Source organism: Sinorhizobium sojae CCBAU 05684, from assembly GCF_002288525.1.
Classification (GTDB): domain Bacteria; phylum Pseudomonadota; class Alphaproteobacteria; order Rhizobiales; family Rhizobiaceae; genus Sinorhizobium; species Sinorhizobium sojae.
This window is the reverse complement of sequence record NZ_CP023067.1, coordinates 2,708,423-2,729,550: the sequence shown is the minus strand read 5'-3', so window position 1 is coordinate 2,729,550 and position 21,128 is coordinate 2,708,423. Positions and strand designations below refer to the sequence as shown.

The window sequence follows — 21,128 nt, the reverse complement described above, 5'->3', positions numbered from 1 at the left end:
CAGCTCTCGAACTCACGACCAGAACTGGTCGAGCCAGAGATTGAGCCGATCGAATCCTGGCCTGTTGATGGCGTAGATCCGTCGCGTGCCGTTCGTCGACACCGACACCAGATTGCAATCGAGCAGCGCCTTCAGATGCTGCGACACGGCCGGGCGGCTGATTGGCAGCCCCTCTGCCAGCTCATTGACGGTCCTGGGCGCGCGTCGCAGTTCCTCCAGCAGATGGCGCCGGTTCGGATCCGCAATTGCATCGAAAGGGTCCGCGATGGTCATGGGCGTGACGTTAAGCGAATTTCTGCGGTGCGGCAAGAAGAAATTGTGCAGTGCGGCAATTTCTGTTGCTTTGCAGCATCACTGTTGCGTCGCCTGTGTCGTCGCTTGTGCCGTGGGACGCGCTCTCGGTCAGAATAGGCTGGACAGACCGTCCCAGACGAGTTTCGAGCCGGCGAAGAAGGCCATCGTATACATGAATGGATAAAAGATCTGCGCCTTCATTCGGCGCACGATCCACACGCCGCAGGCCGTTGCAAGCATGGCAAGCGGGAAAAGCGTTGCCGATGTGGCAAGATTGCTGAGGTCGAGCTGACCGAGCGCGAAATAGGGGATGAGTTTCACCGCGTTCAAGGTGGCGAAGAAGCGCACGATGGTTCCGGTATATTCGCGCGGATCGAGCTTCAGCGGCAGGGCGTAAATCTGGAAAGGCGGGCCGCCGGCATGGGCGACGAAGCTGCCATAGCCGGCGAAGCTTCCCCAGAGAGCGGCCGGGCCTCGGCGGTGCGGCTTGGGCAGGATCGGTGCGCCGCTGCGGCTCAGCCAGACCGTATAGGCATATCGCAGCACGAACACCACCGTGATCGTTCCGATGATCAGCCGCAGCGCGTCCCGCGGCACGTGCGCCGCGGTTGCCCAGCCGACGGCGATGCCGACGATCGCGCCCGGCAGCAGCATGAAAAGCGTCTTGCGGTCGCCATGCTTGCGCCAGAACCATAGGGAGACCATGTCCATGGCGATCAAAATTGGCAGGAGCAGCGCCGCTGCCTCCACCGGCGAAACTGCGAGCGAGAGGAGCGGCACGCCCATCAGAGACAGCGCTTCCCCCATGCCGCCCTTGCTGAGGCCGACGAGCAGGACGGCCGGGACGGCGACGAGATAGAAGTCGAGATCGGGAAGCATAGGCGGCGGTTGATCCTTTGGTCATCTCCGTCTATCGGTTTTCCGGAACGAAATCGAGTACCGGCTTCCGCGCGCGGGAAGCGGACGCCGCCAGGAAACGGACCACATGAGCAATATCGAAAACCGCTGCCGCCTCGTTCTGGTTGCGCCCGACATGCCTGATTTCGCCGAACGATCGAGAGTGCTCGCGGATGCGCTGAAGGGCGGCGACGTGGCCTCCGTCATCCTGCCGCAATACGGCCTTAACGAAGCGGATTTCCAGAAACACGCCGAGGCGCTCGTGCCGGTGATCCAGGCGGCGGGCGCCGCGGCGCTTATCGAAGGCGATACGCGGGTAGCCGGCCGCGCCAAGGCGGACGGGCTCCACATACCGGGCGGCGCGGATGCGCTCGCCGAGGCGATCGAGCGACACACGCCGAAGATGATCGTCGGCGGCGGCAATGCCACCGACCGCCACCATGCGCTCGAAATTGGCGAGCTCAGGCCCGACTACGTCTTTTTCGGCCGCACCGACGGCGACATCAAGCCCGAGGCGCACCCGAAGAACCTGGCACTTGCCGAATGGTGGGCGTCGATGATCGAGATTCCCTGTGTGGTCATGGGCGGCACCGATCCGCAATCGGCGCTCGCGATTGCCGAAACCGGCGCAGAGTTCGTCGCGCTTCGCCTTGCGATCTTCGCCGATCCGGCGCAAGCGCCATCCGTGGTTGCGGCCGTCAATGCATTGCTTGACGAAAAAGCGCCACGGTTCGAAGATTAAGACGTGCGGATGCTGAGCCGTTTCCTACTGAGATCCAGCCTGGCCGCGATCCTGTCCGCGGCAGCCGTCCTGACGGTCCTGCCGTCGTGGGCCGCGCAGCCGACCGCTCAGGAACCGGTCGAGGAGGGAAGCGCACCGAAGCGCGGGCGGATCACGCCGTTCAATGGCGCCGCGCCGCCGGAGGGGGCGCCGCAAGCGGACACCGGTCAGCCGTCAGAGCCGAAGGCGAGCGACGGCGATGCGCCCTCGGAGGGGGTCAATGTCATCGAGCGCATGGGTGCCGAACTGCCGGCGCTTCCGGAGGAAAAGCCCTTCACCGGCAAGATTGACGAGGCCTATGGCGCCTTCCAGCGGGGTTACTACCTGACCGCGATGGATCTTGCTCTGCCGCGCGCCCAGCTCGGGGATCCTGCCGCGCAGACGCTCGTCGCGTCGATCCTCGAGCAGGGGCTCGGTGTTGCGCGCGACCCGAAAGAGGCGGCCTTCTGGTACGGCCAGGCGGCCGGGAACGGCGATCCTGCCGCCATGTTCAAATATGCCCTGATGCTCATGGAGGGGCGTTACGTCGAGCGCGACCGCAAGAAATCGGAAGCGCTGATGAAGAGGGCGGCCGATCTCGGCAATGCCTCCGCACAGTTCAATTACGGGCAGACGCTGGTGGCCGACATGCCCGGGCCGAGAGGGCTCAAGGCGGCAATGCCCTATTACGAGAAGTCCGCCGAGCAGGGGATCGCCGACGCCCAATATGCGCTCTCGCAGATCTATCTCAATGTCGACGGAATCGAGGAAAGCAAGCGCGCGCGGGCGCGCGAATGGCTGATGCGCGCCGCCCGCGCCGGCTACGACACGGCACAGCTCGACATCGCCATCTGGCTGATCGAAGGCATTGCCGGCGATCGCAATCTCGACGAAGGCTTCGCCTGGATGAAGCGGGCGGCCGAAGGCGGCAACGTCGTCGCGCAGAACCGGCTGTCGCATCTGTACGTCAATGCCATCGGCACGCGCCCGGACCCGCTCGAGGCGGCGAAGTGGTACGTGCTTTCACGCCGCGCGGGGCTTAAGGACGATGCGCTCGAAGACTTCTATCTCGGCCTCACCGAGGAGCAACAGAAGTCGGCGCTGTCGGCAGCGAACAGGTTCCGTTCGTCCTGACTACTGCGTGGCTCCCTAATCGACCTCGATCTGAAGGATGAAGGCATACGGGCGGGTCAATGGGCTACAGCGGCAGCGCACACTTCGGCGGCCGCCATCTATTTTACTTGAAATTCCGGGTCTTTTGTGGTCTTGAACCCGCGGTTTGGTCTGCGGGTCTCCCTTCATCGTCTCCCCGTGGACGGAGTGATCTCACTCGGTTTTTTGACGACGGCATCGCACCCCACTCTGGCGTTCCGACAGGATGCGCAGTGCTTTTCAAGGCGCGAGCCGTCAAGCAGGTTCAATCTCCGGCCGGGGTGTTCGGCTGGCCTTCGTTTCAGAGGATCGTCCTATGGCCCGTTCTGCCCTTCTCAACGTCATGGTTCAGGCCGCCTTCAAGGCCGGCAAATCGCTGGCACGCGATTTCGGCGAGGTGCAGAACCTGCAGGTGTCCTTGAAGGGTCCCAGCGACTATGTTTCCCAAGCGGACCACAAGGCCGAGCGCCTCATCCGCGACGAACTCCTGAAGGCGCGCCCGACCTATGGATTCCTCGGCGAAGAGGGTGAGGAGATCAAGGGCACCGACGGGGCCCACCGCTGGATCGTCGATCCGCTCGACGGCACCACCAATTTCCTGCACGGCATTCCGCATTTTGCCGTTTCGATCGCCCTGGAGCGCCAGGGCGAGATCGTTGGCGGGGTCGTCTTCAACCCCGCGACCGACGAGCTCTACACCGCCGAGCGCGGAGGCGGCGCTTTCCTGAACGACCGGCGGCTGCGGGTCGGCGCCCGCCGCAAGCTCTCCGAGGCCGTCATCGCCACCGGCACGCCGCATCTCGGCCGCGGCAACCACGGCAAGTATCTGATCGAGCTTCGCCATGTCATGGGCGAAGTTGCCGGGGTCCGCCGCTTCGGCTCCGCCTCCCTCGATCTTGCCTATGTGGCCGCCGGACGCTTCGACGGTTACTGGGAGCGCGATCTCGCCGCCTGGGACATCGCAGCCGGCGTGCTGCTGATCCGCGAGGCCGGCGGATGGGTGACCGATTCCAACGGCGACAGCAGGCCGTTGGAGGACGGCTCCATAATCTGCGGTAACGAATATATCGCCAAGGCGCTCAGCGAGGTCATTCGCCGCCCGGTCCCCAGCAAGTAGCCAGACGGGTGCAGAACGCGGAAGCTGCTCGGGTGATGTCCGCAGCCGCTGCGCGGGCAGTCAAGTTCCGACAGTCGCGGAATAGCAACGGTAGTGGGTTTGGCCCATCGGATCGGTCAGAAACTACTGCCGTTCCTTATAGTTCGCGTAACATCTGTTTTCCCTTCAATTCGGCGCAAAGTTACACTAGTCTCCGGGCCAGTAACCGATGGCCTCGGCCTCACCGTGGCATCACGTCTTCGGGTCGCAATCGCTTCGAGAATGATCCGACGAATCAGAGCGTTGCGGCGATCTTCACCTGGCATGAGAGGTGGGCGTTGCTGCAAACCGGGAGACTGGCAAACATATGACGACATTGAACCTGTCTGGCTGGCGTGACCGGGAAGGCGCGGAGGAAAATTACAACCCGCACAAGCTTTCAAGCCCCATGCCCTATTTCTGGACGATGGCCATTTTCCTGATCATCGTCGGTTTCGTCGCCGCCATCCTCTTCCGCCAGGCGCGTGACGCATTCCTCGGCAATCCCGGGCTCAACGGGCTGATCCTCGGCGTTCTGCTGATCGGCATTCTTCTCGCGTTCAACCACGTCCTCAGCCTACGGCCTGAGGTGCGCTGGTTCAATTCGTTCCGCGCCGCCGGCAGCGCCGCCAAGGTCGGACGCGATCCGGTGCTGCTTGCACCGATGCGAGCGCTGATCGGCGAGCGTCACGGCAGCGGCATCTCGACCACGGCGCTCCGGTCCATCCTCGATTCCATCGCCTCGCGCCTGGACGAGTCTCGCGACACTACCCGTTATCTCACGGGCCTTCTCGTCTTTCTCGGCCTGCTCGGCACCTTCTGGGGCCTGCTCGGCACAATTGGTTCGATCAACACGGTCATCCAGTCGCTCGATGCGGGTACCGGCAGCACGGAAGATCTGCTGGGGTCGCTGAAAAGCGGTCTGTCGGCGCCGCTGACCGGCATGGGGACCGCCTTCTCGGCCTCGCTGTTCGGCCTGTCCGGCTCGCTGATCCTCGGCTTCCTCGACCTGCAGGCGGGCCGAGCCCAGAACCGATTCTACACGGAACTCGAAAACTGGCTGTCGTCGGTGACCGATGTCGGCTCCGGCGTATCGGGTCCGGTCGAGGTCTCCGACAGCGCGCCGGTCGAGGAATTGCGGCGCCTGACGGATCAGATCGCCCGCATCGCCCATGACGGCGGCGTCAACCAGCGCACGACGGCCGCGATGGCGAGCCTGGCCGAAGGCATCCAAGGTCTCGTCAAGAACATGCGCGGCGAGCAGCAGATGCTGCGCGACTGGATCGAAGCACAGCAGGAGGAGGCGAAATCCATGCGCAAGACGCTCGACAAGCTGACCTCGCGTATCGGACAGGCGGATCGGATTGCCGTCAATAGCGAGAAGGCGCTGTCGCAGCCGAAGCTCGGCCACCGCGACGATGGGGGTGATTGACCATGGCACTCGCCAGAAGAAGCCGCAACGAGCGGGCTATCAATTACTGGCCGGGCTTCGTCGATGCGCTGTCGACCCTGCTTATGGCGATCATGTTCCTGCTCAGCGTCTTCGTGCTGGCCCAGTTCCTGCTCGGCAGGGAGATCAGCGGTAAAGACGAGGTGCTGAACCGGCTGAACAGCCAGATCAACGAACTGACCCAACTGCTTGCTCTCGAAAAGAGCGGCAAGCAGGATCTGGAGGATTCGCTTGCCAATCTCCAGGCATCACTGGCGCAATCCGAGGGCGAGCGTTCGCGCCTACAGGCCTTGCTGGACAAGGGCGCCGGCAGCGTCGACGTCGCGAACGAAAAGCTCGGGAGGCTGGGATCCGAGCTAGAGACAGAGCGGCAGATCAGCGCCCGTGCGATGAGCCAGATCGAACTGTTGAACCAGCAGATCGCGGCCCTGCGCAGCCAGATCGCCGCCATTGAGGGCGCGCTTCAGGCCTCCGAGGCGAAGGATCAGGCGTCGCAGGCGAAGATTGCGGACCTCGGCCGCAGGCTCAATGTTGCGCTCGCTCAGCGCGTGCAGGAGCTCAACCGCTATCGTTCGGATTTCTTCGGGCGCTTGAGAGAAATTCTGTCCGACCGCGAAAACATCCGCATTGTCGGCGACCGTTTCGTCTTCCAGTCGGAGGTGCTGTTTTCTTCCGGCAGCAGCGACCTGAATGCCGAAGGGCAGGCGGAGATGACGAAGCTCGCCACGGCGCTGCTCGACCTCGCCAAGGAGATTCCCTCGGAGATAAACTGGGTTCTGCGCGTCGACGGACATACGGACAATGTTCCCCTCTCCGGAACCGGGCGCCTCCGGGACAATTGGGAACTCTCGTCGGCGCGCGCGACTTCGGTGGTCAAATTCCTGATATCCCAGGGCGTTCCGGCCGACCGGCTGGTCGCCGCGGGTTTCGGCGAGTATCAGCCGATAGCCGAGGGCGAGAGTTTGGAGGCACGGGCGCAGAACCGCCGCATCGAACTCAAGCTCACCGAGAAATAGGCGCAGACCCCCGCTTGAGTTGACTTTGACGTGCGCGTAAGAATCGTTCGGGTCGAAGGATGTGGGGGAGGGCGCCGTTGATAGATTGTGATGTGCTGGTGATCGGTGCGGGCCTTGCCGGACTCGTCACGGCATCCGAGGCGGCGGCGCGCGGCCGCAAGGTGATCGTGCTCGATCAGGAGCGGGAGCAGAATCTCGGCGGCCAGGCTTTCTGGTCGCTCGGCGGCCTCTTTTTCATAGACAGTCCAGAGCAGCGGCGGATGGGCATTCGCGACAGCCGCGCGCTTGCGGGCCAGGACTGGATGGGATCGTCGCAGTTCGATCGGCCGGAAGATCATTTGCCGCGGCTCTGGGCCGAGGCCTATCTCGATTTCGCCGCGGGCGAAAAGCGACGCTGGCTTCATTCGCTTGGCTTGCGCTGGTTCCCGGTCGTCGGCTGGGCGGTGCCGCGGTTTCACGTCACCTGGGGCACGGGTCCAGCCGTCCTCGAACCCTTCATCCGCCTGACGCGCGAGGCGGAGGGCCGCGGCCTCGTCCGCTTCCGCTTCCGCCATCGCGTCGACGAGTTGGTGACGTCCGACGGCGTGGTGACTGGAGCACGCGGCGCCATCCTCAAGTCGGATACGGCCTCGCGCGGCGAACAGAGTTCCCGTGATGTGGTGGGTGATTTCGAAATTTCCGCCGGCGCGGTGATCGTCAGCTCCGGCGGCATCGGCGGCAACCACGAGCTGGTGCGCCGCAACTGGCCGCGCAAGCGGCTCGGCCAGCCGCCGGCCTCGATGGTGAGCGGCGTGCCGCACCATGTCGACGGCCGGATGGTCGAGATCGCCGCCCAGGCCCGTGGCTCCGTGATCAATGCCGATCGCATGTGGCACTACACCGAGGGCCTCAGGAATTTCGACCCGATCTGGCCGGACCACGGCATCCGCATCCTGCCGGGGCCGTCCTCCTTCTGGTGCGATGCCGACGGCAACCGCTTTTCGGCCCCGGCAATGCCTGGCTTCGATACGCTCGCGACGCTCGAGGCGATACGCCGCAGCGGTCATGATTATAGCTGGTTCATCCTGACGCGGGAGATCATCAAGAAAGAGTTTGCCCTTTCGGGCTCCGAACAGAACCCGGATCTAACGGGCAAGAGCATTCCGCTGCTTCTGAAGAGGCTCGGTCAGAATCCACCCGGGCCCGTGCAAGCCTTCATCGAGAAGGGCGAGGATTTCGTCGTCGGCACCCGGCTCGAGGATCTCGTCGAGGGGATGAACAGGCTGACGGGTGAGAACCGGCTTTCAGCGGCTCATCTCAGAGTGCAGATCGAGGCGCGCGACCGCGAGATCGCCAACCCCTTCTCGAAGGATGCGCAGGTCACTGCCATCCGCGGCGCGCGCGCCTATCGCGGTGATCGCCTATTGAGAACGGCGAAGCCGCATCGTCTCCTCGACCCGAAGGCCGGCCCTTTGATTGCAGTGCGCCTCCACATCCTGACCCGCAAGACACTCGGCGGGCTGCAGACCAATCTCTCGGGCCGGGTGCTGGAGCTTTCCGGTACGCCGGTGCCGGGCCTCTATGCGGCCGGCGAAGTCGCCGGCTTCGGCGGCGGCGGAATGCACGGCTACAATGCGCTCGAAGGCACATTCCTCGGCGGCTGCATTTTCTCCGGCCGCGCGGCGGGGCAAAACGCCGGCGCGGCGGTTTGAGGTCGGCGCTGCTGGCGGAGGTCGAGGGGATGCCCCCTGTTGCATCATGCGTCTATTGCCGAGTTGCGACGAAAGAGCCCCTCCGCCCCATGGTCGAATTGCAGGCGCGCGAGCTTGGCATAGAGGCCGCCCTGGTGGATCAGCGAGGCATGGGTGCCTTCCTCGACGATGCGGCCGTTTTCCATGACGAGAATGCGGTCCGCCTTGAGCACGGTTGCGAGCCGGTGGGCAATGACTAGGGTGGTCCGTTCCTGCATCAGCCCGTCGAGCGCCTTCTGTACGAGTTTCTCGCTCTCCGCATCGAGCGCGGAGGTCGCCTCGTCGAGAAGCAGGATAGGCGCGTTCCGGAGGATTGCGCGTGCAATGGCGATGCGCTGGCGCTGGCCGCCGGATAGCGTGACGCCACGCTCGCCGACCAGCGTATCGTAGCCGCGATCGAGCCTGGTGATGAATTCATCCGCCTGGGCGGCAATCGCTGCGGAGACAACCGTTTCGCGACTCGCGTTCGGTGCGCTGAAAGCGATGTTGTCGTGGACGGATGCGGCGAAGATCGTTACGTCCTGCGGCACGATGGCGAAGCGCTCGCGCAAGTCCTTCGGATCGGCCGCGCGGATGTCCGTTCCGTCGACCAGAACGGAGCCCTTGGTCGGATCATAGTAGCGCAAAAGCATCGAAAAAACGGTGCTCTTGCCCGCGCCGGAGGGGCCGACGATGGCCACGGTCTCTCCCGGCTCGACCGCGAAGCTCAGGCCCTTGAGGCTCTTGTAATCCGGACGGGCCGGATAGGCGAAGTGCACATCGGCGAAGGCGATGGCGCCCCTCGCCGGCGTCGGCATTGCAACCGGGTGTTCGGGCGCGCGGATCTGCGGGACTTCCGCCAGGAGCTCGCGCAGGCGCTGGGCTGCACCCGCCGCCTGGGAGAGCTCGCCCCAAACCTCGGAGAGTGCGCCCAGGCTGCCGGCTGCAAAGACCGAGTAGAGCAAGAACTGGCTGAGCGTTCCCGCCGAGAGCGTTCCATCGAGGACGTCCCGCGCGCCGAACCACAATACGGCTACGACGCTGCCGAAAACCATGGTGATGGCGAAGGCCGTCAGCGCCGCGCGTGCTCTGATGGCGGATCGGGCGGCGCCATAGGCGTCTTCGACGGCGGTGCCGAAACGCCGATTGGCGCTTTCCTCGCCGTTGAAGGCCTGGACCGTGCGGGTGGCGGCGATCGCCTCTCCGGCATAGGCCGAGGCGGCGGCGAGCGTATCCTGTGCCTCGCGGGAGCGGCGGCGGACCGAGCGTCCGAAGCCGACGAGCGGGAAGACGATGAGCGGAATGGCGGCAAGCACGAGGCTCGATAGCTTCGGGCTCGTATAGACCATCATGGCGACGGCGCCGAGACAGAGAATGAGGTTACGCAGCGCAACAGAAGCGGTTGCGCCCACTGCCGACTTGATCTGCGTCGTATCTGCCGTCAGGCGCGATACGATCTCGCCGGACTGGTTGACGTCGAAAAAGGCGGCCGAAAGCTCCGTCACCCGGGCAAAGACCTCACGCCGGAGATCGGCGACGATGCGCTCGCCAAGCGAGATAACGAAATAATAGCGGGCGGCGCTCGCCAGCGCGAGGACGATCGCCAGCACCATCAGCATCGAGAAATAGGTGTTGATGAAAGCGACATCGGAGCTTGAGAAGCCGTGGTCGATCATGCGGCGGACGGCCAATGGCAGCGTCAGCGTGGTGACTGCGGCAATCGTCAGCGAGATCGCGGCGCCGATCGCGAAGCGGCGGTACCGGCGCATGTAGGGCAGGACTGTCACCAGCGGACGGATGGACTTTTTTGCTGGCGGTTGGTTTGCTTGTCTTGCCATTTGACCCCCCTTCGCCTGTCACGGAGGGTCGATAAGTCTTCCGCGCGGCACTTGTTATCCCGCAGACCTTCATGTATAGGCACGGCATCGAATTGGGAAGCCGTGGCCAGAGCGGTCTGCGGCTTCATTTACGTGTTCGGTCCCAAAGTCGCAATGCCTTGCGACAATTGGACCCCGGAACTCTAGGAAGATTGTTATGAAGGCAGACATCCATCCCGACTACCACATCATCAAGGTGGTCATGACCGACGGCACCGAATACGAAACCCGCTCGACCTGGGGTACGGAAGGTGCGACGATGAACTTGGAAATCGACCCGAATTCCCATCCGGCCTGGACCGGCGGCAATCAGCAGCTCGTCGACCGCGGCGGCCGCGTCTCCAAGTTCAAGAAGCGCTTCGAAGGCCTCGGTCTCTAAGTCTTCACCGAGTGATTACAAAAAAGCCCGGCCTAGCGCCGGGCTTTTGTTTTGTGGGGCCGCAGCGAATGGGGAGCACGCGCTCGGCCGAGCATCGCCGCAAAGAAAAGCCCGGCAAGGCCGGGCTCAGCTCAAGCAAAAGAAAAGCGGCGTCAGTTCGTGCCGAAGGCGGTCTGCAGCAGCTTTATCTGCGCCTTGACGCCATTCTGGTTGTCCGGAACGAAGGCGGATGCTTCCTGCGGCCGGTAGATCTCGCGGTCGAGCAAGGCGACGCGGTTCTGCAGGCGCAGCGAACGTTCGATCAGATCGCGGAACGCGTCCGGAAGATCGTTCCAGCCGGGAGCGCTGCGATCGACGTTGAAGCTGTCGAGGCGAACCTTGCTCTTTTCCGACATTACCTGGTCGCGGCTCATCTCGCCATTGTTGACGGCGCGCTGCAGGAGCAGCCAGGAGGCCACCTGCATCAGCCGCGTGGTCAGCCGCATCGACTCGGCCGCATAGAGAACGGAGGCCATGCGCGGCAGAACCTTGGAGGCCGTCCGGCCCGGGCCGTCGAGATAGCCTGCGGTTTCCTCGACAAGGCCCATGCCTTCCGCGTAGAGGGCCTTGAACTGCGCCGAGGACGCAGCATGTCCCGCGAAACTGACGGTATTCAATCCTCTCTCGGACATGGCCTGTCTCTTCCCTGGTTCAAACGCATCACGACGGTCAGGTAACGACGAGGCCGTGGGAAAAGTTTCCTTGGCCCCTCTCTTGCTGGAAGAATGATCTGATACCGCATTCCGCGCAAGGGTATTCTTAAGAAAGGGTTAATCTCCACAATTCTTTGGAATTTCTCGTCGCGAAACAAAAAAAGAGCCGCGCGGAGCGGCTCTCAAGGTAAAACAGGGAGAAAAAATCAGACCCATTCGCCAGTCGGTGAAAAATGTCTGAGTCCGGCAAGGGCCGGATGCTCGGACAATCGCAGAAAATGCTTAATGTGCGGTTAAAACAGCCTCAATCCGGGGGCGCAGCCCTTGTGCTTCAATCGGCTCCGATTCGGGATAGAACCCAATCGTTCGGGGTTACCCTCATACGGCCGAAAGCCGCATGCCGGGCAGTTCACCCCGTCAACGGAAGAGGCCCTCGGCGGCCGAACGGCTTGCAGATTTGCGGGCGCGTTCCGCCTCGAGCCTGGCGATTTCCTCGCTCAGCAGCGCGATGCGCGCCGTCAGTTCATCGACCGAGAGCTGGGACAGGTCGCTGCCGATTTCGTGGACGATTTTCTTCTTCGGCTGATCATCGTCATACAGGCTCATCCTCTTTCTCCTCCTGCTCTTCCTCGACACCGTCTGCATCTTCGTGCGGCTCGTCCAGCGGTGCCGCCCGCGGCGAGAGCTGCAGGCTTTCCGGCGTCGTCGCCGTGCCGGCATTGACCGGCGAGAAGGTCTCGCGTTCGGCGACGGGCACCGGTGCGCGACGGCGGCTGCGGACGATCGCATAGACGGTGATCAGCATATGCGCTGCGGCCGTGATCATGAAGAGACCATAGGGACCCGCCGCGGTCATCACCGGTCCGCCAATCGTCGGGCCGATAATTGTACCGATACCATAGAGCAGCAAGAGGCCGCCCGAGACCTTGACGAAGTCCTCGGCCGTGGCGAAGTCGTTGGCGTGAGAAACGGCGATAGGATAGAGCGCGTTGGCGGCGGCGCCGTAGATGGCGATCATCGTCAGCACGATCCAGACCTGCCCCGGTTCGAAGAGGAAGAGCAGGAGCCCTGCCAAGGCTGCGACGCCGGCGAGGACGGCCAGCACATAACGGCGGTCGACCCGGTCGGAGATGCGGCCGGCCGGCAATTGCATGACCGCGCCCGAAAAGATCGCGACGCTCATCATCGTGGCGACTGTGCTGTCGGAGAGGCCGGCCTGGCGCCCGAACACGGCCCCGAGCGTGCCGAAGGCGCCATTGGCGGTGCCGACCAGCAGGATGCCGAGAAAGGAAACCGGTGAATTGCGATAAAGGCCGCGAAGATCGAGCCGGACCTGCTGGAGCGGCTGCGGCGTGGCGGCCTTCGACAGTAGGGTCGGCAGCATGGCGACGCAGTAGAGAATGCCGCAGATCATGAAGAAGAAGGTCGTCGACGTTTCGCCGAAGGGAATCATCATCTGACCGCCCACGACGCCGACGAGCGTGATCGCGATGTAGAGCGAAAAGATCACCCCGCGGCTTTCATTGGTGGCGCGTTCGTTCAGCCAGCTTTCGATGATCATCGACGTGCCGGCCGTGGAAAAGCCCGTAACCGCCCTCAGCACGACCCACGAAACCGGATCGATCATCACCCCGGTCATGAGCGCGATGATCGCAGTCAGCGCCGTGAAAACGCTGAAAGCGCGTACATGGCCAATGCGCTTGACCACATTCGGCGCGAAGAAGCAGCCGAGGACGAAGCCGGAGGCCCATGATGTGCCGAGTAGGCCGAGAACAATTGTGGGGTATCCTTCCGCCGTGCCGCGCACGGGTAGGAGCAGACTGTGAAGACCGTTTCCGAGGAAGAGGAACAGGGTGCCCAGCAGGAGCGCGGTGACGGGAAGAAGGAGGTTTTTTCTCATGATATATCCGAAAGTCGTTCTGCCTTCGGCAAGTCGCGGCAGGATACGACGCTTTGGCGGCCAAGTTCGATTCCGCCGGTCATTGCAAATTGGCGGCGAAAACAATAGCCCTCTATGCGACGAAAAGTGACAGCCGTATGACGCAGAGCCTGCGGCTGCAGAATTCTCCGGATCGATCGAATGTCGAAAATACTGGCGGTATTACTGCTCCTCGCCATGTGTACGCAACTCATCAGGCCGCTTGGATATCCGGGGCTCAGGCAGCGTCGGGATTTCTGGAAGATTGCCGTCTTCGCCATCGCGGTCATGATGATCACGGTGCTCGTGAGGCCCTAGCCGCCAACGGGTCGTTGACAGCCCGGCCCCGCTCCTCCTCCGCCTGCGCTACGCGTGCCGCCTCGGGCATGCGGGTCGGCGTTCCTTTTGAAAACAGCTCAGCTTTTGCGGCTACAGCGCCGCGCGTCTTTTCAGACGCGCAAAGGTGTAACGCTATTCATCTGCGCATCGAGCTTTCCGAAAATCGGGTCCGATTTTCGGCCCGATGCGCTGGGCTATCGTTGCGGCCACGCGGTGTTCGAAGCACTGCCGGTGCCTTTTGCCCTCGAAGCAGCAGCGCCGCACGGATGAAAGTCTCTGCAGGACAGGATGGCAAGAAAAGGTTAAATTACCGTGCTCCGCCAGAAGATGGACATCGAGGCTCTCTCTTGGAACGCCGCCTGACCGCAATCCTCGCAGCCGACGTCGTGGGCTACAGCCGCCTCATGGGAACCGATGAGGCGGGGACACTGGCTGCGCTGAAACGGCATCGCCGCGAATTCGTGGAACCGAAGATCGAGGAGCACAGGGGCCGCATCGTCAAGCTGACCGGCGACGGTATCCTGGTGGAGTTTTCGAGCGTCGTGAATGCGGTCGCCTGTGCCGCAGAGATCCAGCGGGGCATGCTCGACCGCAACCGCGGCCTGGCGAAAAACCGGCGCATCGAACTCAGGATCGGCGTCCATCTCGGGGACGTGATCGTCGAGGACGGAGACATATTCGGCGATGGCGTCAATGTGGCTGCGCGTCTCGAAGGACTTGCGGATCCCTCCGGTATCGCGGTTTCCGCATCGGTGCGAGACCAGATCGGCTCGCGGCTCGATTTAGACTTTATCGACAGGGGCGAGTTCAGCCTGAAGAACATCGCTCCGAATATCCGCGTCTATACTGTCGTCCTCGGCGACGGTGACGCGAGGCGACAAACGGAGTCGGCTTCGACCGTCGACCGCGGCTACGAGCTGTCGATCGCGGTCCTGCCCTTCACCAATATGAGCCATGATCCGGAGCAGGAATATTTCTCCGACGGGATTACGGAGGACATCATCACCGACCTGTCGAAGATTTCACGGCTCCATGTCGTCGCGCGCAACACCGTCTTCACCTACAAGGGCAAGGCGGTAAAAATCAAGCAGATCGCCCATGAACTCGGCGTGCGTTACATCCTGGAAGGCAGCGTGCGTAAGGCGGGCGAGCGGGTACGCATCACCGGCCAGCTCATCGACGCCCACACCGGCGGACATTTGTGGGCCGACCGCTACGATCGCGATCTGACGGATATCTTCGCCATTCAGGACGAGATCACCCACGCGATCGTCAACCAGCTCAGGATCAAGCTTCTGCCCGAAGAGAAGAAGGCGATCGAGAGTGACCCGACCACCTCGGTCGAGGCCTATACCTATTACCTGCGCGGCCGTCAGTTCTCGCATGCCTGGACGCGCGCCTATATGCTGCTGGCGCGCCGGATGTTCCTGAAGGCGGTCGAACTCGATCCGAACTATGCCCGGGCCTATGCCGGCATCGCCGATTGCGAATGCGCGATCAGGGACTGGCACGAAAAGGACTTTCCGCTCGAAAGCATTCTCGAGATGAGTGCTCGGGCGCTGGCGCTCGATCCGCATCTCGCCGAGGCGCATGCTTCTCGCGGAATGGCGCTGCACCAGGACGGGCGGACGGAGGAAGCCGGCCGCGAACTCCGTCAGGCGCTGGCGCTCGACCCGTCGCTTTACGAGGCCAATTTCCACTACGGCCGGTACCTTTACATGCAGGGCCGGTTTAGCGAGGCGGTCGAGTTCTTCACGCGCGCCGCGGAGATCCGGCCGGACGACTATCTTTCACCGATCCACCTGATGAGCTCCTATCGCGCGCTCGGCGCGGAGCCGGAGCGGCGGCATTGGGCCAGGATCGGCATCGAACGGGCGGAAAAGGCGCTGGAGGAGCACCCGGAAAATTCAGGTCCGGCCCATCGCGGCGCCCTGGCGCTCGCGCATCTCGGTGAGGTGGAGCGCGCGAAGGAATGGGCGGCACGCGCGCTCGCAATCGATCCGGACGACCTCGTCGCGCAATACAATCTCGCCTGCGTCTGTGCGATCGTCGGCGAATGCGAGCGCGCACTCGACCTGCTCGAGGCGGTCGTTCCGCAGAGCTCCGGCTATCATCTGCTCTGGTTCAAGCAGGACTCCGACCTCGATGCCATTCGCGACCATCCGCGCTTCCGCAGCCTCCTCGACTCCGTCGCCAATTGCTTGATGTCACCGTAGATCGACCTCATCAAAGACAAGGCGACCGTTGCGCATCCCGTCCGATAAGACACGCGGCGCTGCAGGGTCGGGAGCTTTGAGGGGGCGGGTCGTCAGATGTCGATCGATCCGCGCATGGCCATGACACAGTCGCCCGAGACGCTGACCTCGCCAAGAGCGCCGTTTCTCTTGCTGACGGCGACCGTGATCAGGCTGGGGCGGCGCATTTCGACGCCCTGCTCGATCGCGAGCTCAATCTCGGCATCCGCTTCCGTTAGACGCGAAACGAGGTAGGCGCCGAGCGCTGCTGAGGCGCTCCCCGTTGCCGGGTCCTCGATGACATTGTCGAGCGGCGCAAACATTCGGGCGCGAATGTGCCAGGGATTGTCGCGGGTGCGGGCGTAAAGAAACAGGCTGAACGAGTCCTCGGCCAGCGGATAGCGAGCGTTCGCCTCATGGAAGGCGCTGACATTCGGCCGCGCCTTGGAAAGCATCTCGATATCCCCGATCTCGGCGACGGTGAAAGCGAGGCCGACGGAGATGCGTACCGGTGCGTGATTGCGGTCGCTCAAGGCATCTGGATCGAGCGAAGCGCAGGCCGCAACGCTCTCCGGGTCGATCGCGGGACCGACGGCGAGCGGCTGCGGGGCAAGGATCCGCGCGCCGCTGACGATCCCGCCCTTGCGTCGCAGGGCGACTTCGACGAGCCCCGCCTTTTCCTCCAACCGCAGATGGCCGCCCGCGCTTTTGCCGAAGATTTCCTCCTGCAGTCCGAGCACGAAGCCGGTGCCGACATTCGGATGCCCGGCAAATGGGACTTCGCCCGTCGGCGTGAAGATGCGCACCCGTGCCGTATTCTCAGCGTTTTCGGGCGGCAAGACGAAGGTCGTCTCGGAATAACCGAACTCTGCCGCGATCTCCTGCATCTGGCGGTCGCTCAAGCCGCGAGCATCGGTAATCACGGCGAGCTGGTTTCCGGCGAAACGCTCGGAGGTGAAGACGTCGACGGTGACGAAGGAGATGCTTGTCATGGAGTCCCCGGATTCGGTCGGCGATGATCGAGATGTAGATTCCGGCCATGCCCGGCGAAACAGCGGAGTTGTCACCCGGACAATTTCTGTGAGCACATTTTGTTCACAGAAAAGCCCGGCGACATCGCTGTCGCCAGGCCTTTTCCTCTCTCCCCGCTAAGTAAGGTGCCGATCAAGCAGCCTTTTCGAGGTCTTTCTTCCAACTGCCCTTGGCGGCGAGGCTGCACATCTTGGCGCGATGGATAAAGGCGCGCTGGCCGGCGGCAACGTTTTCTGCCTTTCCGGTCCAGGCGTTGAGCGCCTCCTGCTGCAGGGCACGGCCGTAGGAGAAGGTCAGTTTCCAGGGCAGGTCGTGCGCCGTGTTCATGGCGGAGAGATGGGCGGTTGCCTCTTCCGTCGACTGGCCGCCGGAGAGGAAGGCGATGCCGGGGACGGCGGCGGGCACCGTGCGCTTCAGTACCTTGATCGTGCGTTCGGCGACTTCCTCGACCGAAGCCTTGCGCGCCTTCTTGCCGTCGATCACCATGCTCGGCTTCAGGATCATGCCCTCGAGCTGGACCCGTGCGTCGGCGAGTTCCTTAAAAACGGTGCGAAGTACCCATTCGGATACGTCTTCCGAGCGCTCGATCGAATGGTCGCCGGGGGCGCCGTCCATCAGCACTTCCGGCTCGACGATCGGCACGATCCTCGCTTCCTGGCAGAGTGCGGCATAACGGGCGAGCGCATGCGCGTTGGCCTTGACAGCACCCCAGGTCGGAAGCGCCTCGGAAATGGCGATGACGCCGCGCCACTTTGCGAAGCGGGCGCCGGCTTCGTAATATTTGGCAAGCCGGCCGGCGAGGCCATCCAGGCCCTCGGTGATCGTTTCGTTGGGGAAATAGGGCATCGGCTTGGCGCCGGTGTCGACCTTGATGCCCGGGATCGAGCCGGCGTTTTTGATGACCTCCACGAGCGGCGTGCCGTCGGCTGCTTTCTGGAACAGAGTTTCCTCGTAGAGGATGACGCCGGAGATATAGTTGCGCATTGCTTCGTCGGATCGCAGCAGCATTTCACGATAGTCGCGGCGCGAGGCCTCGGTGGATTCCAGTCCGATGCCGTCGAAGCGCTTCTTGATCGTCCCGGTCGACTCGTCGGCTGCAAGCAGGCCCCGGCCGTTGGCAACCATGGCAACCGCAATATCTTCCAGTCTTTCGCTCATCTTGTTCTCCTACACACAGCGCCGATCATCGGCGGAGCAGCAAATGGTCTCGGCGCGCGAAGACGGTTCCGCGCTGCCGAACGACGGCGCGTTAACAGAAGATACTGTGCGGGAAAATGGCAGTAAAACGGGATAAAACGATTTAAATAATTTTAATCGTTTGAAGTATTGGAATTTTTTGTTCCGACCCGAGCTTCGTACCCGGGTCGGAACGGTTGCTGTCACTTTTGTCGATGCAGTATATCAACGCCCGGCAGCGGCTTGCCTTCCATCCATTCAAGGAAGGCGCCGCCGGCGGTCGAGACATAGGTGAAGTCGTCGGCGACTTCGGCATGGTTGAGGGCTGCGACCGTGTCGCCGCCGCCGGCAACGGATACGAGCGAACCCTGTCGGGTGCGCGAGGCGGCATGCTTGGCTGCGGCGACCGTCGCCTTGTCGAAGGGGGGGATCTCGAAGGCGCCGAGCGGTCCGTTCCAGACGAGTGTCTCGGCGCGCGAAATCCAGTCATTGATAGCGGCGACGGATTTTGGTCCGACGTCGAGCATCATCTGATCGGCGGGGATAGCCGCGATGTCGACGATCTCGTGGTCGGCGCCCGCCTTGAACTCGCGGGCGACGACACCGTCTTCCGGCAGGACGATTGCGCAGCCGGCGGCGGATGCCGCAGCGACGATCGCCTTTGCCGTTTCGGCAAGATCGTGCTCGCAGAGCGACTTGCCGACGTTTATGCCCTGGGCTGCCAGAAAGGTATTCGCCATGCCGCCGCCGATGACCAGTGCATCGACCTTCTTCACAAGGTTCTGCAGGAGGTCGATCTTGGTGGAGACCTTGGCGCCGCCGACGATGGCTACGACCGGGCGCTTCGGATTGCCGAGCCCCTTTTCGAGCGCCTCGAGTTCGGCCTGCATGGTGCGGCCGGCATAGGCGGGAAGATGGTTTGCCAAGCCTTCGGTAGAGGCATGGGCGCGATGGGCGGCGGAGAAGGCGTCGTTGACATAGAGATCGCCATTGGCGGCGAGGGCGGCGACGAAGGTTGGATCGTTCTTTTCCTCGCCCTTGTGGAAGCGGGTGTTCTCGAGGAGCAGAACATCGCCGTCGTTCATTTCGGCGATCGCATTGGCTGCCTTGTCGCCGATGCAGTCGGCGGCGAAGGCGACGCGCTGGTCGAGGATTTCCTCGACGGCGGGCGCGATCGCCTTCAGCGACATCTCGGCAACGGGCTCGCCCTTCGGCCGGCCGAAATGGGCAAGCAGAATGACCTTCGCACCTTTTTCGGAGAGCTCGCGGATTGTCGGCGCGACGCGCTCAATGCGCGTAGTGTCGGTCACTTGACCGTCCTTGACCGGCACGTTGAGGTCAACGCGCACGAGCACGCGCTTGCCGGCGATGTCGGTGAGATCGTCGAGTGTCTTGAAAGTCATCAGGTGGTCTCCGGTGATAGTCTTCGGAAAAGAGTGGGATAGTCGATGACGAGGCCGTCCTCATCGACCGACAGATCGGCGGTGAAGCTGCCGTCATCTTCCTCGAAGCGATAGAGCTTGCCGTCCTCGAGGCAGGTATAGCGCTGAACGTCGACCGTCGGCTCGAAACTGTCGAACGGCACGTAAAGCATTTTGAGTTTCACCGCGCCCGGGTAACGGCCAAGCCCAAGCCGACGGATCGGCAGGGTGTTAGTGAAGGGCGTGCCGGCAAGGTCGACGTCGATGCAGCCGTCGAGGTGGGGGAGGGCGGCACCCTCGGCCGTTCGCCAGTGGCCGCTGCCCTCGGACAGCAGGTGAAGGCTGCGCCCGTCCGTCGTCTCGACTGCCAATGCCGTCACGCGCCAGCCGGCATCGCAATCAATCCGGTAGCGAAGCCCGTAAGCCGCGCCGTCGCGCTCGCCGATAATGACGCTTTCGGCGCGGATTGCCGCGCCGAAAGATGCATTTAAAGGTCTAAGCGTCAGATGTTCGAGCCCCGCCCCCTCGATCGGACGCCAGCGTACCGTCGTTGAGGAAAGGGGCCGGAACATCGAACTTAGAGGAGCTTGCCGAGAGCGACCGCCGTGTCGGACATGCGGTTCGAGAAGCCCCATTCGTTGTCGTACCACGTCAGGATCGACACGAAGTTGCCTTCCATGACCTTGGTCTGGTCCATGTGGAAGACCGAGGAATGAGGGTCGTGGTTGAAGTCGATCGAGACGTTCGGGGCGAGCGTATAACCGAGAACGCCCTTGAGCGGACCTTCGGCCGCGGCCTTGATCGCGGCATTGACCTCTTCCTTCGTCGTGTCGCGCTTGGCGACGAACTTCAGGTCGACGACCGAGACATTCGGGGTCGGTACGCGCATGGCGAAGCCGTCGAGCTTGCCTTTAAGTTCCGGCAGTACGAGGCCGACAGCCTTGGCGGCACCGGTAGAGGTCGGGATCATCGACAGTGCCGCGGCACGGGCACGGTAGAGATCCTTGTGCATCTGGTCGAGCGACGGCTGGTCGTTCGTATAGGAGTGAATCGTCGTCATCATGCCGTGATCGATGCCAATGGCGTCGTTCAGCACCTTGGCGACCGGTGCCAGGCAGTTGGTCGTGCAGGATGCGTTGGAGATAACGAGGTGGTCCTTCGTCAGCTTGTCATGGTTGACGCCGTAGACGACGGTGAGGTCGGCGCCGTCGGCCGGTGCCGAGACGATGACGCGCTTGGCGCCGGCTTCCAGATGGGCGGCGGCCTTATCGCGGGTGGTGAAGATGCCGGTGCATTCCATCGCGATGTCGACGCCGAGTTCCTTGTGCGGCAGTTCGGCCGGGTTGCGGACCGCCGTCACCTTGATCGGCTTGCCGTTGTTGATGATGATAGCGTCGCCTTCGACCTTTACATCGGCCGGGAACCGGCCGTGGATCGAGTCAAAGCGCAGGAGGTGGGCGTTGGTCTCGACCGGGCCGAGGTCGTTGATGGCGACGACTTCGATATCCGTGCGGCCGGATTCGACGATGGCGCGAAGCACGTTGCGGCCGATGCGGCCGAAACCATTGATGGCGACTTTCACTGTCATGTCGGGTCTCTCCCTGTCAGGGTGGCGTTGAAACATATAGAGGGCGCCGTAAGCGCGCC

General features: G+C 63.0%; 20 protein-coding genes. 9 read left to right on the top strand and 11 right to left on the bottom strand.

All coding sequences use genetic code 11. The features are described 5' to 3' along the window. Positions 1-12 precede the first annotated feature (12 nt). On the bottom strand, positions 13-273 hold the full coding sequence (locus tag SJ05684_RS13405; RefSeq protein WP_034855038.1) for an ArsR/SmtB family transcription factor: 261 nt from the start codon (positions 271-273) through the stop codon (positions 13-15). A 129-nt stretch (positions 274-402) separates the two neighbouring features. Then, positions 403-1,173: a sulfite exporter TauE/SafE family protein gene (locus SJ05684_RS13400; RefSeq protein ID WP_034855039.1), complete on the bottom strand. Its 771-nt coding sequence runs from the start codon at positions 1,171-1,173 to the stop codon at positions 403-405. A 106-nt stretch (positions 1,174-1,279) separates the two neighbouring features. Between SJ05684_RS13400 and SJ05684_RS13395 the strand changes: the two genes are divergently transcribed. The 6 genes from SJ05684_RS13395 to SJ05684_RS13370 all read left to right on the top strand — a co-directional run bounded on the left by SJ05684_RS13395 (position 1,280) and on the right by SJ05684_RS13370 (position 8,395). Beyond that, positions 1,280-1,933 carry a thiamine phosphate synthase gene (locus tag SJ05684_RS13395; protein ID WP_034855041.1) on the top strand — a complete coding sequence of 218 codons (654 nt, stop codon included), beginning with the start codon at positions 1,280-1,282 and terminating at the stop codon, positions 1,931-1,933. A 9-nt stretch (positions 1,934-1,942) separates the two neighbouring features. Continuing rightward, positions 1,943-3,085: a tetratricopeptide repeat protein gene (locus SJ05684_RS13390; protein WP_034855043.1), complete on the top strand. Its 1,143-nt coding sequence runs from the start codon at positions 1,943-1,945 to the stop codon at positions 3,083-3,085. A gap of 334 nt (positions 3,086-3,419) precedes the next feature. Then, positions 3,420-4,220, top strand: a complete 801-nt coding sequence (locus SJ05684_RS13385; RefSeq protein ID WP_034855045.1) for an inositol monophosphatase family protein — start codon at positions 3,420-3,422, stop codon at positions 4,218-4,220. Positions 4,221-4,566: 346 nt separating this feature from the next. Then, on the top strand, positions 4,567-5,670 hold the full coding sequence (locus SJ05684_RS13380; RefSeq protein WP_034855047.1) for a MotA/TolQ/ExbB proton channel family protein: 1,104 nt from the start codon (positions 4,567-4,569) through the stop codon (positions 5,668-5,670). 2 nt (positions 5,671-5,672) lie between these two features. After that, on the top strand, positions 5,673-6,704 hold the full coding sequence (locus SJ05684_RS13375) for a peptidoglycan -binding protein (protein WP_034855048.1): 1,032 nt from the start codon (positions 5,673-5,675) through the stop codon (positions 6,702-6,704). 80 nt (positions 6,705-6,784) lie between these two features. Continuing rightward, positions 6,785-8,395, top strand: coding sequence for an FAD-binding dehydrogenase (locus SJ05684_RS13370; protein ID WP_095694301.1), 1,611 nt, complete (start codon positions 6,785-6,787; stop codon positions 8,393-8,395). A gap of 44 nt (positions 8,396-8,439) precedes the next feature. Here SJ05684_RS13370 and SJ05684_RS13365 read toward each other — a convergent pair whose 3' ends face one another. Further along, positions 8,440-10,251 carry an ABC transporter transmembrane domain-containing protein gene (locus tag SJ05684_RS13365; protein ID WP_095694265.1) on the bottom strand — a complete coding sequence of 604 codons (1,812 nt, stop codon included), beginning with the start codon at positions 10,249-10,251 and terminating at the stop codon, positions 8,440-8,442. A 196-nt stretch (positions 10,252-10,447) separates the two neighbouring features. On the opposite strand from SJ05684_RS13365, the gene rpmE reads away from it, so the two are divergent. Next, the gene (rpmE, locus tag SJ05684_RS13360; RefSeq protein WP_034855060.1) at positions 10,448-10,669 is read left to right on the top strand and encodes a 50S ribosomal protein L31; all 222 of its coding nucleotides are present in this window, start codon (positions 10,448-10,450) and stop codon (positions 10,667-10,669) included. Positions 10,670-10,821: 152 nt separating this feature from the next. On the opposite strand, the gene rcdA is transcribed toward rpmE, so the two are convergent. From rcdA to SJ05684_RS13345, 3 genes are all read right to left on the bottom strand, one after another. After that, on the bottom strand, positions 10,822-11,340 hold the full coding sequence (gene rcdA, locus SJ05684_RS13355) for a protease adaptor protein RcdA (RefSeq protein ID WP_034855062.1): 519 nt from the start codon (positions 11,338-11,340) through the stop codon (positions 10,822-10,824). Positions 11,341-11,778: 438 nt separating this feature from the next. Further along, a complete protein-coding gene (locus SJ05684_RS13350; protein ID WP_034855064.1) occupies positions 11,779-11,967 on the bottom strand; it encodes a DUF1192 domain-containing protein in 189 nt (62 codons plus the stop codon). Beyond that, positions 11,954-13,261, bottom strand: coding sequence for an MFS transporter (locus SJ05684_RS13345; RefSeq protein ID WP_034855066.1), 1,308 nt, complete (start codon positions 13,259-13,261; stop codon positions 11,954-11,956). The genes SJ05684_RS13350 and SJ05684_RS13345 overlap by 14 nt, the downstream gene beginning before the upstream one ends. A gap of 180 nt (positions 13,262-13,441) precedes the next feature. On the opposite strand from SJ05684_RS13345, the gene SJ05684_RS13340 reads away from it, so the two are divergent. Then, entirely contained in the window at positions 13,442-13,597 is a 156-nt protein-coding gene (locus SJ05684_RS13340) for a hypothetical protein (RefSeq protein WP_085939076.1), read from the top strand. A gap of 368 nt (positions 13,598-13,965) precedes the next feature. After that, the gene (locus SJ05684_RS13330; protein WP_034855070.1) at positions 13,966-15,834 is read left to right on the top strand and encodes an adenylate/guanylate cyclase domain-containing protein; all 1,869 of its coding nucleotides are present in this window, start codon (positions 13,966-13,968) and stop codon (positions 15,832-15,834) included. A gap of 92 nt (positions 15,835-15,926) precedes the next feature. Here the strand turns inward: SJ05684_RS13330 and SJ05684_RS13325 are convergent, their stop codons facing one another. From SJ05684_RS13325 to gap, 5 genes are all read right to left on the bottom strand, one after another. Further along, positions 15,927-16,844, bottom strand: coding sequence for a PhzF family phenazine biosynthesis protein (locus tag SJ05684_RS13325; protein WP_034855072.1), 918 nt, complete (start codon positions 16,842-16,844; stop codon positions 15,927-15,929). A 172-nt stretch (positions 16,845-17,016) separates the two neighbouring features. After that, positions 17,017-18,042: a class I fructose-bisphosphate aldolase gene (locus tag SJ05684_RS13320; RefSeq protein WP_034855073.1), complete on the bottom strand. Its 1,026-nt coding sequence runs from the start codon at positions 18,040-18,042 to the stop codon at positions 17,017-17,019. 221 nt (positions 18,043-18,263) lie between these two features. Then, entirely contained in the window at positions 18,264-19,463 is a 1,200-nt protein-coding gene (locus SJ05684_RS13315; protein WP_034855075.1) for a phosphoglycerate kinase, read from the bottom strand. After that, positions 19,463-20,053 carry a putative glycolipid-binding domain-containing protein gene (locus SJ05684_RS13310; RefSeq protein ID WP_034855078.1) on the bottom strand — a complete coding sequence of 197 codons (591 nt, stop codon included), beginning with the start codon at positions 20,051-20,053 and terminating at the stop codon, positions 19,463-19,465. Before SJ05684_RS13310 ends, SJ05684_RS13315 begins: the two co-directional genes overlap by 1 nt. 5 nt (positions 20,054-20,058) lie before the next feature. After that, complete coding sequence (gap, locus tag SJ05684_RS13305) at positions 20,059-21,069, bottom strand: type I glyceraldehyde-3-phosphate dehydrogenase (RefSeq protein ID WP_034855081.1); 1,011 nt, start codon at positions 21,067-21,069, stop codon at positions 20,059-20,061. Positions 21,070-21,128 lie beyond the last annotated feature (59 nt).

Excerpts from the sequence above, each read along its gene's own strand:
- SJ05684_RS13395 (WP_034855041.1), top strand. The coding sequence starts at position 1,280 with ATGAGCAATATCGAAAACCGCTGCCGCCTCGTTCTGGTTGCGCCCGAC.
- rpmE (WP_034855060.1), top strand. The coding sequence starts at position 10,448 with ATGAAGGCAGACATCCATCCCGACTACCACATCATCAAGGTGGTCATG.
- SJ05684_RS13325 (WP_034855072.1), bottom strand. The coding sequence starts at position 16,844 with ATGACAAGCATCTCCTTCGTCACCGTCGACGTCTTCACCTCCGAGCGT.
- SJ05684_RS13405 (WP_034855038.1), bottom strand. The coding sequence starts at position 273 with ATGACCATCGCGGACCCTTTCGATGCAATTGCGGATCCGAACCGGCGC.
- SJ05684_RS13340 (WP_085939076.1), top strand. The coding sequence starts at position 13,442 with ATGTCGAAAATACTGGCGGTATTACTGCTCCTCGCCATGTGTACGCAA.
- SJ05684_RS13390 (WP_034855043.1), top strand. The coding sequence starts at position 1,943 with ATGCTGAGCCGTTTCCTACTGAGATCCAGCCTGGCCGCGATCCTGTCC.
- SJ05684_RS13320 (WP_034855073.1), bottom strand. The coding sequence starts at position 18,042 with ATGAGCGAAAGACTGGAAGATATTGCGGTTGCCATGGTTGCCAACGGC.
- SJ05684_RS13380 (WP_034855047.1), top strand. The coding sequence starts at position 4,567 with ATGACGACATTGAACCTGTCTGGCTGGCGTGACCGGGAAGGCGCGGAG.
- SJ05684_RS13375 (WP_034855048.1), top strand. The coding sequence starts at position 5,673 with ATGGCACTCGCCAGAAGAAGCCGCAACGAGCGGGCTATCAATTACTGG.
- SJ05684_RS13310 (WP_034855078.1), bottom strand. The coding sequence starts at position 20,053 with ATGTTCCGGCCCCTTTCCTCAACGACGGTACGCTGGCGTCCGATCGAG.
- SJ05684_RS13350 (WP_034855064.1), bottom strand. The coding sequence starts at position 11,967 with ATGAGCCTGTATGACGATGATCAGCCGAAGAAGAAAATCGTCCACGAA.
- SJ05684_RS13400 (WP_034855039.1), bottom strand. The coding sequence starts at position 1,173 with ATGCTTCCCGATCTCGACTTCTATCTCGTCGCCGTCCCGGCCGTCCTG.
- gap (WP_034855081.1), bottom strand. The coding sequence starts at position 21,069 with ATGACAGTGAAAGTCGCCATCAATGGTTTCGGCCGCATCGGCCGCAAC.
- SJ05684_RS13315 (WP_034855075.1), bottom strand. The coding sequence starts at position 19,463 with ATGACTTTCAAGACACTCGACGATCTCACCGACATCGCCGGCAAGCGC.
- SJ05684_RS13385 (WP_034855045.1), top strand. The coding sequence starts at position 3,420 with ATGGCCCGTTCTGCCCTTCTCAACGTCATGGTTCAGGCCGCCTTCAAG.
- SJ05684_RS13365 (WP_095694265.1), bottom strand. The coding sequence starts at position 10,251 with ATGGCAAGACAAGCAAACCAACCGCCAGCAAAAAAGTCCATCCGTCCG.
- SJ05684_RS13345 (WP_034855066.1), bottom strand. The coding sequence starts at position 13,261 with ATGAGAAAAAACCTCCTTCTTCCCGTCACCGCGCTCCTGCTGGGCACC.
- rcdA (WP_034855062.1), bottom strand. The coding sequence starts at position 11,340 with ATGTCCGAGAGAGGATTGAATACCGTCAGTTTCGCGGGACATGCTGCG.